This is a genomic window from Streptomyces sp. NBC_00078 (assembly GCF_026343335.1).
Classification (GTDB): Bacteria; Actinomycetota; Actinomycetes; order Streptomycetales; family Streptomycetaceae; genus Streptomyces.
Genome location: NZ_JAPELX010000001.1, coordinates 2,569,010 through 2,583,367, shown reverse-complemented (window position 1 = coordinate 2,583,367; position 14,358 = coordinate 2,569,010). Strand labels below are relative to the sequence as shown.

17 protein-coding genes are annotated in these 14,358 nt (G+C 71.8%); 12 read left to right on the top strand and 5 right to left on the bottom strand.

The window, feature by feature from the left end; all coding sequences use genetic code 11:
• The 7 genes from sbnB (at position 1) to OOK07_RS12035 (ending at position 5,382) form a co-directional block, all read left to right on the top strand.
• Entirely contained in the window at positions 1–1,005 is a 1,005-nt protein-coding gene (sbnB, locus tag OOK07_RS12065) for a 2,3-diaminopropionate biosynthesis protein SbnB (protein ID WP_266796342.1), read from the top strand.
• Positions 1,002–1,613: an LOG family protein gene (locus OOK07_RS12060; RefSeq protein WP_266796340.1), complete on the top strand. Its 612-nt coding sequence runs from the start codon at positions 1,002–1,004 to the stop codon at positions 1,611–1,613. The genes sbnB and OOK07_RS12060 overlap by 4 nt, the downstream gene beginning before the upstream one ends.
• Positions 1,610–2,539 (top strand): ornithine carbamoyltransferase, encoded by a 930-nt coding sequence (locus OOK07_RS12055; protein WP_266679635.1) that lies wholly within the window; start codon positions 1,610–1,612, stop codon positions 2,537–2,539. Before OOK07_RS12060 ends, OOK07_RS12055 begins: the two co-directional genes overlap by 4 nt.
• A gap of 157 nt (positions 2,540–2,696) precedes the next feature.
• Positions 2,697–2,840 carry a keywimysin-related RiPP gene (locus tag OOK07_RS12050; RefSeq protein WP_266679633.1) on the top strand — a complete coding sequence of 48 codons (144 nt, stop codon included), beginning with the start codon at positions 2,697–2,699 and terminating at the stop codon, positions 2,838–2,840.
• A gap of 21 nt (positions 2,841–2,861) precedes the next feature.
• The gene (locus OOK07_RS12045; RefSeq protein WP_266796337.1) at positions 2,862–4,676 is read left to right on the top strand and encodes an asparagine synthase-related protein; all 1,815 of its coding nucleotides are present in this window, start codon (positions 2,862–2,864) and stop codon (positions 4,674–4,676) included.
• On the top strand, positions 4,673–4,939 hold the full coding sequence (locus OOK07_RS12040; RefSeq protein WP_266679629.1) for a lasso peptide biosynthesis PqqD family chaperone: 267 nt from the start codon (positions 4,673–4,675) through the stop codon (positions 4,937–4,939). Before OOK07_RS12045 ends, OOK07_RS12040 begins: the two co-directional genes overlap by 4 nt.
• A complete protein-coding gene (locus OOK07_RS12035) occupies positions 4,936–5,382 on the top strand; it encodes a lasso peptide biosynthesis B2 protein (RefSeq protein ID WP_266679627.1) in 447 nt (148 codons plus the stop codon). Before OOK07_RS12040 ends, OOK07_RS12035 begins: the two co-directional genes overlap by 4 nt.
• A gap of 179 nt (positions 5,383–5,561) precedes the next feature.
• On the opposite strand, the gene OOK07_RS12030 is transcribed toward OOK07_RS12035, so the two are convergent.
• Entirely contained in the window at positions 5,562–5,933 is a 372-nt protein-coding gene (locus tag OOK07_RS12030; protein ID WP_266679625.1) for a MazG-like family protein, read from the bottom strand.
• 22 nt (positions 5,934–5,955) lie between these two features.
• On the bottom strand, positions 5,956–6,522 hold the full coding sequence (locus OOK07_RS12025; RefSeq protein ID WP_266679623.1) for a DoxX family membrane protein: 567 nt from the start codon (positions 6,520–6,522) through the stop codon (positions 5,956–5,958).
• Positions 6,523–6,661: 139 nt separating this feature from the next.
• Here OOK07_RS12025 and OOK07_RS12020 point away from each other — a divergent pair, with 139 nt between their 5' ends.
• Together OOK07_RS12020 and OOK07_RS12015 are read left to right on the top strand one after the other, a co-directional pair.
• Positions 6,662–6,988, top strand: coding sequence for a nuclear transport factor 2 family protein (locus OOK07_RS12020; protein ID WP_266796334.1), 327 nt, complete (start codon positions 6,662–6,664; stop codon positions 6,986–6,988).
• Positions 6,989–7,044: 56 nt separating this feature from the next.
• Positions 7,045–8,025, top strand: coding sequence for an aldo/keto reductase (locus OOK07_RS12015; protein ID WP_266796332.1), 981 nt, complete (start codon positions 7,045–7,047; stop codon positions 8,023–8,025).
• A gap of 22 nt (positions 8,026–8,047) precedes the next feature.
• Here OOK07_RS12015 and OOK07_RS43655 read toward each other — a convergent pair whose 3' ends face one another.
• The gene (locus OOK07_RS43655; protein ID WP_406311561.1) at positions 8,048–8,206 is read right to left on the bottom strand and encodes a hypothetical protein; all 159 of its coding nucleotides are present in this window, start codon (positions 8,204–8,206) and stop codon (positions 8,048–8,050) included.
• A gap of 80 nt (positions 8,207–8,286) precedes the next feature.
• Here OOK07_RS43655 and OOK07_RS12005 point away from each other — a divergent pair, with 80 nt between their 5' ends.
• Positions 8,287–9,435 (top strand): D-alanyl-D-alanine carboxypeptidase family protein, encoded by a 1,149-nt coding sequence (locus tag OOK07_RS12005; RefSeq protein ID WP_266796330.1) that lies wholly within the window; start codon positions 8,287–8,289, stop codon positions 9,433–9,435.
• 259 nt (positions 9,436–9,694) lie between these two features.
• Here OOK07_RS12005 and OOK07_RS12000 read toward each other — a convergent pair whose 3' ends face one another.
• Both OOK07_RS12000 and OOK07_RS11995 read right to left on the bottom strand, forming a co-directional pair.
• The gene (locus OOK07_RS12000) at positions 9,695–10,492 is read right to left on the bottom strand and encodes an SDR family oxidoreductase (RefSeq protein WP_266801928.1); all 798 of its coding nucleotides are present in this window, start codon (positions 10,490–10,492) and stop codon (positions 9,695–9,697) included.
• A 47-nt stretch (positions 10,493–10,539) separates the two neighbouring features.
• Complete coding sequence (locus OOK07_RS11995) at positions 10,540–11,604, bottom strand: Gfo/Idh/MocA family protein (protein ID WP_266796328.1); 1,065 nt, start codon at positions 11,602–11,604, stop codon at positions 10,540–10,542.
• A gap of 118 nt (positions 11,605–11,722) precedes the next feature.
• On the opposite strand from OOK07_RS11995, the gene OOK07_RS11990 reads away from it, so the two are divergent.
• Together OOK07_RS11990 and OOK07_RS11985 are read left to right on the top strand one after the other, a co-directional pair.
• Entirely contained in the window at positions 11,723–13,018 is a 1,296-nt protein-coding gene (locus OOK07_RS11990; protein WP_266796326.1) for a multidrug effflux MFS transporter, read from the top strand.
• Entirely contained in the window at positions 12,970–14,145 is a 1,176-nt protein-coding gene (locus OOK07_RS11985; RefSeq protein WP_266796324.1) for a serine hydrolase domain-containing protein, read from the top strand. The genes OOK07_RS11990 and OOK07_RS11985 overlap by 49 nt, the downstream gene beginning before the upstream one ends.
• Positions 14,146–14,358: the final 213 nt, after the last annotated feature.

The window sequence follows — 14,358 nt, the reverse complement described above, 5'->3', positions numbered from 1 at the left end:
ATGCTCATCATTCGACAGCGCGAGGTGCGGGAGATCCTCGACGGTCGCGAGCACGATCTGATCGACCTCGTCAGCGAGGCGTACGCGGCACACGCACAGGGCGCGTCGATGCTGCCGCATTCGGTCTTTCTGCGGTTCCCCGACGACGCGCGCAGACGCATCATCGGGCTGCCCGGCTATCTGGGCGGCCCGCACGAGAGCGCGGGGGTCAAGTGGATCGCCTCCTTCCCCGGCAACCTCGACGTGGGGCTGGAACGGGCCAGCGCGGTCATGGTGCTCAACTCGCCGCGCACCGGCCGGGCGCAGGCCCTGCTCGAAGCATCGCTGATCTCCGCCAAGCGCACCGCCGCGAGTGCCGCGCTGGGCGCCGCGATGCTGGTTCCCGCGCCCGAGCGAGTGCGCGGAGCCGGTCTGATCGGAGCCGGGGTGATCAACGCGGAGATCCTCGCCTTCCTCGCCGCCAAGCTGCCCGCGCTGGCCGAGGTGACCGTCTTCGACCAGGACGCCGAGCGGGCGCGGACGTTCATCGAGAAGGCCGCGGGGCGCCTGCCGGAACTGCGGTACACGATCGCCGCGACGATCGACGAGGCGCTCGGCGCCCACGAACTGGTCTCGCTGGCCACCACGGCGGCGACCCCGCACACCGGGCTTGAGGCCTGCCAACCGGGCGCGACGGTGCTGCACATCTCCCTGCGCGACATCCGCCCCGACGCGATTCGCGGTGCGCACAACGTCGTGGACGACACCGACCACGTACTGCGCGAGAAGACCTCGCTGGATCTGGCCCGGCAGGAGGCGGGAAACCACGACTTCGTCGACGCCCAGATCGGTGACCTGCTGACCGGACACACGCAGCTGCGGCGTGAGCCCGGCCGCGTCGCGGTCTACTCGCCGTTCGGACTCGGCGTGCTCGACCTCGCCGTGGCCCGGCTCGTCCTCGACAGTGCGCGGGAACACGGATCGGGAGTGGACGTGACCGACTTCCTCGACGGGAGCGACTCGTGACCGAGGCGTCGGCGCAGGCGACCCGCCACACCCGGGGCATCGGCGTCTTCTGCGGCTCCAGAGCGGGGACGAGGCCCCAGTACACGGACGTCGCGGCCGAGTTCGGGGCGGCGCTCGTCGGCAGGGGCGTCGGGCTCGTGTACGGAGCCGGTGGCGTCGGAGTCATGGGCGCACTGGCCAGCGGAGCCGTCGACGCGGGCGCTCGGGTGACCGGCGTGATCCCGCACGAGCTGTTCGACCGGGAGCATCCCGACCGGGTCGGCGCGGAGCTCTTCATCGTCCGCTCCATGCACCAGCGCAAGGCCCTGATGTACCGCCTGGCCTCGGCGTTCGCGGTGCTGCCCGGCGGGTTCGGCACGCTGGACGAGCTGATGGAGGTGGTCACCTGGAACCGGCTGAACCTCCATGAGAAACCCGTGGTGCTGCTCAACATCGACGGCTTCTTCGATCCGCTGACCGCGCTGCTCGACCACCTGCACGCGGAGGGCTTCATCAACGCGTCCGAGCGGGCGCTCGTGCAGGTCGCCCAGGACTGCGAGCAGGCGCTCGACCTGCTCGGCCAGGCCCCCAGGGTCCCCGTTGCGACAGGTTTGGAAGGCCCCACATGAGACATCTGATATCGCTCGACGATCTCAGCGACGCCGATCTGGAGGCGATCGCCGCCCGCGGCGTCCAGTTCCGCCACGGCCTCGCCGCGGCGGGCAAACCGCTGGACGGTCAGATCGTCGGCACCTACTTCCGCAAGACGTCGACGCGAACCCGCACCGCGTTCTCGGCGGCGGCGCTGCGGCTGGGCGCCCAGGTGCTCGCCTACGGGCCCGGGGACCTGCAGCTGAACACCGGCGAGTCCGTCGCCGACACCGGGCGCGTGTTCTCCGGCATGCTCGACCTGCTGGTGGCTCGCACCGCCGGCGACCCGCAGGAGCTGCGTGACTTCGCGGCGCCCGGCGGCATGTCGGTGGTCAACGCGATGACAGCCGACGAGCACCCGACCCAGGCGTTGGCGGATCTGACGACGCTGCTCGACAGGTTCTCGACCATCGAGGATCTGCGCGTGCTCTACGTCGGCGAGGGCAACAACAGCGCGGTCGCGCTGGCCCTCGCGCTCAGCCGGTTCTCCGGCGTCCGCTTCGAGCTGCGCACGCCGCCCGGATACGGCCTCCCCGACGGCGTTCTCGCCAGGGCCGAGCGGCAGGCCGAGAAGCACGGCGCGTCGGTGCTGGAGCGGAGCGAGCCGCCGGCCGCGGGCGCGGCCGGGCAGTTCGACGTGGTGTACACGACGCGCTGGCAGACCACCGGCACCTCCAAGCCGGATCCGCGCTGGGGCGAGGTCTTCGCCCCGTTCCAGGTCGACGAGCGGCTGTGGGACGGCGGAGCGGACGCGCTGTTCATGCATGATCTGCCTGCCCACCGCGGCGAGGAAGTCAGCGCGCACGTGCTCGACGGAGAGCGGTCGATCGCCTTCGAGCAGGCCGAGAACAAGATGCACAGCGCGATGGCGGTCCTGGAGTGGGTCCGTTCCGAACGGCCCTGAGATCGGCGCGGTCGCGGCGAGGCACAGGCCGCGGGGACTCCGCACGGTTCAGGACGTGACCTCGCCGGATCGAGAAGGCCGTGATCAGCACCTGAAGCCGTGCGGCAGGCGGGCCCTCCAGCCGAGGGCCCGTTCGTCTACAAGGAGGAATGAAGCCATGGAAAACAACACCACGCGCGACCAGCAGGACCTTGCCGAGAGCTACGAGCCGCCGGCGCTGGTGGCCGTCGGGGAGTTCTCCGAGGACACGCTCGGGTTCGGCAGCGACCACACCGACGTGCTGGGCAAGCAGGGCTGGTAGGGGCCGTCGAGGTCCGATGACATGAGCAAGGGGTTTGTCGTCCTTCCGGACGCACCAGGAATCCGCGTCACCGACGCCCCAGGGCCGTTCAGCAGTCCGAACGTGATCGAACATCCCTCGGGGCGGCCGTGGTTGATGGGCGAATGGGATCCGGACGAGATCCTTGAGGTGACGGCATCCCCCGTGCGGGTGGTGGTGATCGGGTTCTGCCCGGTCACCACCCACCGGCTCGCCGGCCACTGCCGGCGCATCCGCACCCTGTCCGAGGCAGGCGCCCTGATGACGCAGCTGCCGGGCAGTTTTCATCTGGTGGCCGCCGCCGGCTCCGCGACCCATGTCTACGGCAGTCTGTCCGGCCTCCGGCAGGTCTTTCACACACGGTCGGGCCACCTGTCGATCGCTTCCGACCGGGCCGACGTGCTCGCCGCCATGACCAGGGCCGGCGTGGACGAGAAGGTGCTGGCTGCTCGGCTGGTATGCGGGGGCCTGCTCCCACCGCCCCTGTCCGACAGGAGCGTCTGGGCCGGCGTGAGCACGGTGCCGCACGACCACCGCCTGGTGCTGGAGCCCCACGGAGCGGGAGAAGAACGCTGGTGGCACCCGCCAGAGCCTGACGTTCCGCTGCTCGAAGGTGCCGCACACGTCAGAGACGCGCTGGTGACCGCGATGGACGGCCGCCGAGCCGGCGGCGGATCGCTCGGCGCGGACCTCTCGGGTGGCATGGATTCAACATCGCTGTGCTTCCTCGCGGCCCGCCACACGCCCGACCTGCTGACCTTCAGATGGGGCGAGGCCGAAGCCGGCAACGACGACGCCCATTACGCCGCGGAGTCCGCGCGTTCGCTGCCCGAGGCCCGCCATGTCGTCGCCGGGCAGCACGAACTGCCGCCCGTGTTCGCGCATCCCGACGCAGCGGCGGACACCGAGCGCCCGTACCTGTTCTCTCGCACCCTGGCACGCGTGCGCCACTCCGCCCGCCTGCTCGCGGAACACGACGTTCGCCTGCACATCGCGGGGCACGGAGGGGACGAGCTGTTCGGCCGGGCCCCCGGCTATCTGTACCGACTGGCCCGCCGCCACCCGGCGATCGCACTGCGGCACCTGCGGGGTTACCGCGCACTGCACCGCTGGCCGTGGGGCGGAGTCGTCCACCAGTTGAGGCGCCGGGGCGGCGTGCGGGACTGGTGGCTCGGGCAGGCCGCGGAACTGACACGTCCGGCGCCGCCGCGCCGCACTCCCTCCCTGGACTGGGGACTCGCAGCGCTGCGTGCTCCGGCATGGGCCACGGACGAGGCGGTCCACGCCGCGCGAGAAGTACTCCGGGACACCGCCCAGCACGCACAGCCCTTCGCCCATGACCGCGGTCAGCATCAGTTCCTCACCGCACTGCGGACCACGGCGCCGGCCTATCGCCAGGTGGCCCGCCTGTACGAGGAAGCAGGCGTGCGCCTGCACCAGCCGTACCTCGACAACCAGGTCGTGGAAGCGGCCCTGGCCGTGCGTCTCCATGAGCGGGTCACTCCCCGGCGGTACAAGCCGCTGCTGGCCACCTCCATGCGCGGCCTCGTCCCGGACGTCGTGCTCGACCGCACCACGAAAGGAGAGTTCAGCGCCGACCTGCGTGCCGGACGACAACGCAACCTGACAGCCCTTCTGGAACTGTTCTCCGACTCGGTCCTGAGCGACATGGGGCTGATCTCCACCGGAGTGCTGCGCGGTCAACTCCTGACTCCCCACTCCGGCATCTCCACCGACATAGCGGTCGAAGACCTGATCGGCGTCGAGGTCTGGGCCCGCGCCGCCTGCCACCCTGCACCAACCCCTGGGAGACGATGATGCCCCAGCGTCTGCACCCCGACGTGGTGATGGCCGAGACCGACGACGGCGCCGTCCTTCTCCATCAACGCACCGGCCGTTACTGGCAGCTCAACCGCACCGGTGTGCTCGTACTCAACAGCCTGCTCGACGACGAGTCGGACGAGCGCGCCGCTCAGGCGCTGGTCGAGCGGCACCACATCGTCCCGGCGCACGCCCACCGTGACGTCTCAGCGGTGGTGGCCCAACTGCGGGCGGCCGAACTGCTCTTGGACGCCTCATGAGCGCCCCGCTGGCTCTGCCCGAGCACCACAGCATTCCGCCTCATCGCCGCCTGGCACCGTTGCTCGCGGTCGCCGCGGCCCGCGTGCTCGCCTCCCGCAGGCCGGGCCGGCTGCGCTCGGTTCTTGAGTTCCTTCGCCGGGGTGCGCCACCCGCCACGGCGGATCAGGCCCTGGAAGCCCGCCGGGCGATCGTCTCCGTAAGCCTGCGCTGCGCGGGCCAGGCCTGTCTGCAGCGGTCGATCGCAGTGGCCCTCCTGTGCAGGTTCCGCGGAGTGTGGCCGACGTGGTGCACCGGAGTCCGCACCAGCCCCTTCGCGGCCCATGCCTGGATCGAGGTCGCAGGCCGGCCCATCGGTGAGCCGGTCCCGGCGGGCCACTACCGCCCCCTGCTCGTGGTCCCTCCGGCCACCGGGTCGAGCCAGAAGGCACATCGGTCGGCCTGACCGGGGCTGCACGGCACCCTCCGCGCGCCCGACCGCCCGGGCGCGTCAGCCGGTGACCGTGAACCAGGTCGCGCGGGACCTGCCACTCGGTGCGGTCGAGGGCCTTCGCCTCAGTGCCGTGGCCGCAGAGGTCGGCCGAGCCGTCGTCCCTTTCGTCGGCACGAGGTCGACGAGAAGGGTCAGCGGGCCTCACCAACTGAGCGGGACGGGCGTAGGTCCGACGGATGAACAGCCGCGGCCGGCCCGAGGGAGCGTGCGGTGACCTTCTCCAGATGGCGGGTGAACACCTCGCGGGTGTCGGGGGTGAGGGTGCGCAGGGCGACCAGGGCGGTGATCGCGACATCGCAGAGCTCGCCCTCCACGTCCTCCCAGGTGTGGGTCACGCCCTTGCGCGGGTTCTGCCCGGTCGCGCCGATCACCGCCTGCGCGACCTCGCCGACCTCCTCCGACAGCTTGAGCACGCGCAGGAGCAGGCCCTCCCGGCCGCCGTGCGCACGGTTCTCGTCCAGCCAGGTCCACAGGTCGTCGACAGATTCCCAGAGGTCGGTCATGGGCGCAGCCTGCCCACCCAGGTCACTCCCTGAACAGCGCTTCCTCCTCCTCGAACAGGGCCTCCTGCTCGCCCCTTTCCTCCTTCCGCAGCCTCTTGTTCCGCAGGCCCACGACCAGCGCCGTGACCGCGGCCGTCGCGCCGAGTGCCGTCGGGACCATCCAGCCGCGGTCCAGGACGTGGCCGAGCGCGTGGTCGAGGGAGAGGCGGCCGGGGCCGGTGACCGCGAGGCCGGTGGCGGCCAGGGCCAGGGTCGCCGCGTACTCGTAACCGCCCTCCATGTTGAAGAAGCCGTTGGGGGCGTGCACCGCCGACGCTCCCGCCATCGCGCCGGCCGCCGCCGCGCCCGCCGCAGGCGTCGCCAGGCCCAGCGCCAGCAGCGTGCCGCCGCCGGTCTCCGCGAGGCCCGCCGCGGTCGCGCTCGCCCGGCCGGGTGCGTAGCCGACGGACTCCATGAACTGGCCGGTCCCCTCGATGCCGTGTCCGCCGAACCAGCCGAACAGCTTCTGCGCGCCGTGTGCCGCCAGCACACCGCCGGTACCCAGCCGGAGCAGCAGCAGCCCCAGATCACGCCGGTCGTAAGAGGTCATGGTTTCTCCTGGAGCAACTGGAACAAGTCGACAGGAACAGTCCCCTCCGCGTGTCCACCGTCGCACCTCGCGCACTGCGGTACCCGCCCGCGCCGCCGTACGGGTGGCGGGTCCCGGCGGGCGGTGTGAGTCTGCTGGCATGACGATTCAGCCTGCCAGACTCAGCGACCCGGCCGTCCGCGCCTTCGTCACCGCCGTCAACGCCCACGACCGCTCGGGCTTCCTGGCCCTTCTCACGGAGAACGCGACCATGGCGGACGACGGCTCTGACCGCGATCTGAACGAGTGGATCGACCGGGAGATCTTCTCCTCCAACGGTCACCTGGACGTCGACAACGAGTCGCAGGGCGGCCGCGCCCTCCTCGCCCAGTACCGCAACGACACCTGGGGCGAGATGCAGACCCGGTGGAGCTTCCAGGTCGAGAACGACGGCAGGATCTCCCGCTTCGAGACCGGTCAGGCGTAAGCGGCGCGACCCGGTCCTTGCCTTCGTGTGCGCTCCAGCTCCTAAGGTCCTCGCCCATGGAGACGAACAGGACTCTCGGACGCGGCGGCATGGAAGTAAGCGCGCTCGGCTTCGGCTGCTGGGCCATCGGCGGCGAGTGGCAGGCGGCCGACGGACAGCCGCTCGGCTGGGGCAAGGTCGACGACGACGAGTCCGTACGGGCGGTCCGCCGCGCCCTCGACCTCGGCGTGACCTTCTTCGACACGGCGGACACCTACGGCGCCGGGCACAGTGAGCGGATCCTCGGGCGGGCCCTCGGCAAGCGCCGTGACGACGTCGTGCTCGGCACCAAGTGGGGCAACGTCTTCGACGAGGACACCCGCACCCTCACCGGCAGCGACGACTCCCCGGCGTACGCCCGCCGCGCGCTGACCGCGTCGCTGAAGCGCCTGGACACCGGTCACATCGACCTCTACCAACTGCACCTCAGCGACCTCGACCCGGCGCGTGCGGCCGAACTCCGGGACGCCTGCGAGGAGTTCGTGCGGGAGGGGCTGATCCGCGCCTATGGCTGGAGCACGGACGACCCGGCCCGTGCCGCCGTGTTCGCGCAGGGGGAGCACGGCACGGCCGTACAGCACGCCCTCAATGTCCTGCAGGACGCGCCGGACATGCTGGCCCTGTGCGAGGAGTCGGGGCTCGCGAGCATCAACCGCAGTCCCCTCGCGATGGGGTTGCTGGCGGGCAAGCGCCAGGGCAGCGCGGATGCCGGGGACATCCGCAGCAGGCCGCCGGCCTGGCTCCAGGGCTTCGGGGACGGCGCGGGCGTCGACCCGCAGTGGCTCTCCCGCGTCGACGCGCTCAAGGAGATCCTCACCAGCGACGGCCGAACCCTCGCCCAGGGCTCCCTCGCCTGGCTGTGGGCACGCAGCCCGCACACGATCCCGATCCCCGGGTTCCGCTCGGTCGCCCAGGCCGAACAGAACGCCGGCGCCATCGCCAAGGGCCCGCTCGCCGCTGGGCAGCTGGCCGAGATCGACCGGCTGCTCGGGCGGTGAACTCCTCCCGTGGGGGCGGCGCTCAGCGGCCCTGGCTGCCGCATGGGGGGTACCGCTGATGGCGGTACGTCTGCCGCGTCCGGGCGCGCATCGGGGCCGGTTTGGCCTCGCTGACGCGCGCGAGGTCGACACCGTCCGGCGCGCCGCTGCCCCCGGTGGGGCGGTCCAGGCCGCCGATCATCCGCAGTACGGTGGACCAGCGCCGCCGGTGGGTGCCGTACCGCCAGGTAGCTCCTGTCGGGTGCGGTGTACGGTCCCGGAATGCGCGATTCTTCTCCGGTCACCCGGCGTGCCGCTCTCGGCCTGACCGCCGCCGCGATTCCGTTCGCCGCGGCGACTCCCGCTTCCGCCGCTGCCACCGTCGTCGGCGGTGCGCGACTTGCCCGCGCGGGAATTCAAGTGAGCGGCGTCACAGGTCTGCCCGGGAAGCTCACCGCGAGCGCCTGGCTCGTCGCCGACTGCGCCACCGGAGAGGTGCTCGCCTCCAATGCCGCGCACCGGCGCCTGGCCCCCGCCTCCACGCTGAAGATGCTCTTCGCCGACACCGTGCTGAAGAAGTTCGACCGCACCGAGCGGTACACGGTGACCGAGGCCGACCTGGCCGACATCCCGGCCGGCTCCAGCCTCGTCGGGGTCAAGCCCGGGATCACGTACACCGTCGAGCAGTTGTGGCAGGGCGTCTTCCTGCGCTCCGGCAACGACGCCGTGCACGTGCTCGCCCACATGAACGGCGGAGTGGCGAGGACGGTCGCCGAGATGCAGGCCAAGGCCGAGGACCTGCAGGCCCTGGACACCCATGTCGTCAGCCCCGACGGCTTCGACCACAAGGGCCAGCTGTCCTCGGCCTACGACCTCACCCTGTTCGCCCGGCACGGACTGAAGAACGCCGACTTCCGCGAGTACTGCCACACCGGGACCGCGAACTTCCCGGCCGGCGGCAGGAAGACCTTCCAGATCCAGAACACCGACCGTCTGCTCACGGGCGCGTGGGGCGTGAAGACGTACGACGGACTGATCGGGGTCAAGAACGGATTCACCAGCAACGCCGGCAACACCTTCACCGGTGCCGCCACCCGCGGCGGCCGGACTCTGCTGGTCACCGTGATGCATCCGAAGAGCGGCTACAACGCTGTGTACGAGGAGACGGCCGCCCTGCTCGACTGGGGCTTCACGAAGGGGAGTTCGGCGCGGGCGGTGGGCGCGCTGGTCGAGCCGCTGAGCGAGGGCGGGGCGAAGGTGACGCCGAGCCACGGGGCGGTCAGGGCGGCGGCCGGCGCTCCGGGCGCCGCGTCCGGCACTCCCTCTGCCTGGCGGCTGCTGGAGGGCGCGGGCGGCACGGTCGCCGTGCTGGCGGGCGGCGTGTGGGCGCTGCGGCGGCGGGCCAAACGCGGGAGCCGGCAGGCCGATTGACGTGCCGGCGGCCGACTGACGTACACGGCAGCCGTTCCACGCGCCGGTGCGTATCCCGCGGTCTCACGCGGAATCCACCCCCACCCGGCTCGCTGGAACGGCTGCCGTCTCCCCCCTGGGTTTTGGCTACGGAACTACTCTCCCCCAAGTGTGAAGCTCTTGTGGAGGAGATTTGAGCATAGGCCCACGACCGGCCGCAATCCTCCGGAATCTCAAATTCCGGTTGTGCAAGTTGAAGAGTTGAGGTCTGCGGGTGCGGTCAGCCGCGCCCCACGTACGGCATGGCGGTCGCCAACACCGTCGCGAACTGCACGTTCGCCTCCAGCGGCAGCTCGGCCATGTGCCGCACCGTGCGCGCCACGTCGGCGGCGTCCATCACGGGCTCGACCGCGACCTCGCCGTTGGCCTGCAAGGCCCCGGTCTGCATCCGCGCGGTCATGTCGGTCGCCGCGTTGCCGATGTCGATCTGCCCGACCGCGATGTTGTACGCCCGCCCGTCCAGCGACAGCGACTTGGTCAGGCCGGTCAGCGCGTGCTTGGTCGCCGTGTAGGCGACGGAGAACGGCCGGGGCGTATGGGCCGAAATAGACCCGTTGTTGATGATCCGCCCGCCCTGCGGGTCCTGTTCCTTCATCTGCCGGTAGGCCGCCTGCGCGCACAGGAACGCCCCGTTGAGGTTGGTGTCCACCACATGCCGCCAGGCGTCGTACGGCAGTTCCTCGACCGGAACCCCGCCGGGACCGAACGTCCCCGCATTGTTGAACAGCAGGTCGACCCGCCCGAAGCGGTCGACGGCGGCGGCGAACAGCGCGGCCACGTCGTCCGGTTGCGAGACATCCGTCCGTACGGGGAGAGCGGCCCCGTCGGGCACCAGCGCCGCCGTCTCCTCCAGCGTCCCGAGGCGCCGTCCCGCCAAAGCCACCGACCAGCCCGCACCCAGCAGCTCCACGGCGACCGCCCGCCCGATGCCGGACCCGGCGCCGGTCACCACCGCGATGCTCGACCGCGTCTCCGTCTGTTCCCGCTGTTCCCGCTGCTCGGTCTGCTGAGTCCGCATGGCATCCATGGCCCGGAGCGTAGGCGAGGAGGCGGGGGAGCAGGGGGTCAGGCGGGCGTGACTGCGTCTGGTGTGACGGCCTCTCCCAGGTCCTCTCCCGGGTAGCGGACGCCGATACGGTCCCGGATCGCGTCGAGCGTCCGCATCACCGCGAGGGTGCCATCGAGCGGGACCAGCGGCGACTCGGTCTCACCGGCCCGCAGCGCGCGCATGACCTCCCGCGCCTCGTGCCGCAGACTGTTCCGCGCTCCGTCCGCCGGATCGGCCACGAACTCCTCGGGGTCCCGGCCGTCCCGGTGCAGCACGAAGCGGTCCGGGAAGAAGAAGCCGTACGGGACGTCGATACGGCCCCGCGAGCCGGTGACCGACGCCGAGGTCGCCGTACCGCCGACGATCGAGCAGTGCACCGAGGCGAGCGCACCGCTGTCGAAGGAGAGCAAAGCGCCCGTCTGGAGGTCGACGCCCTCCTCGGAGAGGGTCGCCCGCGCCGCCACGTCGGCCGGCTCACCGAGCAGCAGCTGCGCGAACGACACCGGGTACACGCCGAGGTCCAGCAGCGAGCCCCCGCCCTGCCCGGGATCACGCAGCCGGTGCGACGCCGGCAGTATCCCGTCCCTCGCCTCCGGCAAGAGGTGACCGGCGAGCCCGAAGTCGGCCTGCACGCTGCGGACTTCACCGATCACGCCGTCGTCGACGAGATCCTTCAGGCGCCGTACGAGGGGATTGCAGTACATCCACATCGCCTCCATCAGGAAGCTCCCGCGCTCCCGCGCCAGCGCGACCAGCTCCTCGGCCTCGCGCGCGTTGAGCGTGAACGCCTTCTCGCACAGCACGTTCCGCCCGGCCCGGAGGCACAGGCCCGCGGCCGCCCGGTGCGCCGAATGCGGGGTGGCGACGTAGACGACGTCGATGTCCGCGTCCTCGGCGAGCGCCGCCCAGTCGCCGTACGCCCGCTCGATCCCGAACCGTTCCGCGAACGCCTTCGCCGACGCCTCCGTTCGCGAGGCCACCGCTACGACCTCCGCGTCCGGCAGATCCACCAGGTCCGCCGTGAACGCGGCGGCGATCCCGCCCGTCGCCAGGATCCCCCACCGCACGCTCTCCGCCGTCATCACGGACCCCGCCCTCGCTCATGTGGCCTTCGGCACTGTGTACGAGCTGAGAGCATAGGTGGCCGGGGGTCCGGGGGCTGCCCCCGGGAAAATGCAGCGCTCGGAAAGGGAGGGGCACATGGCCGAGCAGGAGGCCTCGACACCACACATAGAACAGGCGGCCGGACCGGAAGCGGAACCGGCCGCCCCCGCTGTGCGCCGCACCGGTCTGCTCGTCACCGTGATCCTCGGCGGCCTCACCGCCACGCCCCCACTGGCGATGGACATGTACCTCCCCTCGCTCCCGGAGGTCACCAGGTCCCTGCACGCGCCCGCGGCCACCGTCCAGCTCACCCTCACCGCCTGTCTGCTCGGAATGGCGCTCGGGCAGCTGGTGGCCGGGCCGATGAGCGACCGGTGGGGCCGCCGGCGCCCGCTGCTGGTGGGGCTCGTCGCCTATGTCGTCTCGACCGTGCTGTGCGCTTTCGCGCCCACCGTCGAGTCCCTGGTCGCCTTCCGGCTCGCGCAGGGCCTGGCGGGCGCGGCGGGGATCGTCATCGCACGGGCCGTGGTCCGCGACCTGTACGACGGCGTGGCGATGGCCCGCTTCTTCTCCACCCTCATGCTGATCGGCGGGGTCGCCCCGGTCGTCGCGCCGCTGATCGGCGGACAGATCCTGCGGGTGACGGACTGGCGGGGCGTCTTCGTGGTGCTCACGGTCGTCGGGACGGTGCTGACCGCCTTCGTGTGGACGAGGCTGCCCGAGACCCTCCCCGTGCGCGAGCGGCACGGCGGGGGAGTCGGCGAGGCCCTGCACTCGATGCGGCGCCTGCTCGCCGACCTGCCCTTCACCGGCTTCATGCTCGCGGGCGGCTTCGCGTTCGCGGCGCTCTTCGCCTACATCTCGGCCTCGCCCTTCGTGATCCAGGAGATCTACGGCGCCTCCCCGCAGACCTTCAGCCTGCTGTTCGGCCTGAACTCGGTCGGGCTGGTCGCGGTCGGCCAGTTCAACGGGAAGGTGCTGGTCGGGCGGGTGAGCCTGGAGCTGGTCATGGGCGCGGGCCTGGCCGTCGTCATCGCCGCCGCGACCGCCCTGCTGCTGATGTCCACCGGCGTCCTCGGCACGGTCGGCCTGGTGCCCGTCGCCGCCGCCCTGTTCGTCCTGATGTCCGCGATGGGCGTCACCCTGCCCAACGCCCAGGCGCTCGCCCTGATGCGCACCAAGCACGCCGCAGGCTCCGCGTCCGCGCTGCTCGGCACGTCCTCGTTCCTCATCGGCGCGGTCGCCTCCCCGCTCGTCGGGATCGCCGGCGAGCACACCGCCGTCCCGATGGCCGTCGTCCAACTGGCCGCAGCACTGGTGGCACTGGCCTGCTTCGTGGGAATGTGCCGTCCTTGGAACGGGCGGGCGGGCGCGGAGGGAGCAGAGAGCTGAGCGCACCGAGACTGCGCAGGGACAGTCCGGAACGGGCCGGACTCGACCCCGAGGAACTCCGCCACCTCGTCCAGGAGGTCCGGGATCTCAGCGCCGGGGAGAACCCCTGGGCCGCGGGCACCGTCGTGGTCGCCGGGCGCGGCCCGGTGATCGCCGTCGAGGACGCGGCGGGCTGGGCCGTGCGGTACGCGGCTCACGACGCCGGGACCGACCGCGGCATCGAGCTGCCCGCCGAGGCGCGGGTCCCGATGACCGTGGACACGCCCTTCGACCTGGCCTCCCTCACCAAGCTGTTCACCGCGGTCGCCGCCGTGCAGCAGATCGAGCGCGGCACGCTCGGCATCGACGCACGGGTCGGCGCCTACCTCCCCGAGTTCCGCGCGGCCGTCCGGCACCGCATCACCGTACGGGAGCTGCTCACCCACACCTCCGGGCTGCGCCCCGAACTCCCGCTGTACGACTGCGCCGACGACACCGAGCGGCTGGCGAAGCTGCGCGCGGAGGCGCCGGTCGGCGTACCCGGCACCTACGCCTACTCCGACCTCAACCTCCTGCTGCTCCAGTTCGTCCTGGAACGGATCACCGGCCGCACGCTCGACGTCCTGATCAACGACGGGATCACCCGGCCGCTGGGCATGCTGTCCACCGACTTCGGGCCCTGCCCCGGTGCGGCGGCCACGGAGGACCAGCGGCGGCCCTGGGCCAAGGTGGACCGGGGGATGGTGCGGGGCGTCGTCCACGACGAGAACGCGTGGGCGCTCGGGGGGATCGCCGGCCACGCGGGCATGTTCTCCACCGGGCGGGACCTGGCGGTGTTCTGCCGGACGCTGCTCGCCGGCGGCTCCCACGGCCCCGCCCGCATCCTCGGCTCCGACTTCGTGGAACTGCTGCTGACCCCGCCGGGGCTGGGCTTCGCCGTCGACCAGCCGTGGTTCATGGGCGAGCTGGCGGGCCGGGGAGCGGCGGGGCACACGGGGTTCACGGGGACGTCACTGGTGCTGGACCCGGCGACGGACACGTTCCTGGTGCTGCTGGCGAACACGGTGCATCCGCGCAGGCGGGCGGCGGACAACAAGCCGAGGGCGGCTGCGGCGACGAGGGTGGCGCGGGCCGTGCGGCCGGCCTGACGCGGTGGGTGTGCCGACCGTTGCTGGGGGCTCGCCGCCCCCAGACCCCCGCTTCGGCCTGAACGGCCTCGTCCTCAAACGCCGGACGGGCTGGATGTGCCCCGGCCGGGAGTGGGAGGGTGCCGGCCCCCAGCGAGAGGGTGCCGGTGGGCAGCGAGAGGATGCCGGTCGGCAGTGAGGAGGTGCTGGCCGGCAGGGAGGGGTTGGGCGCGT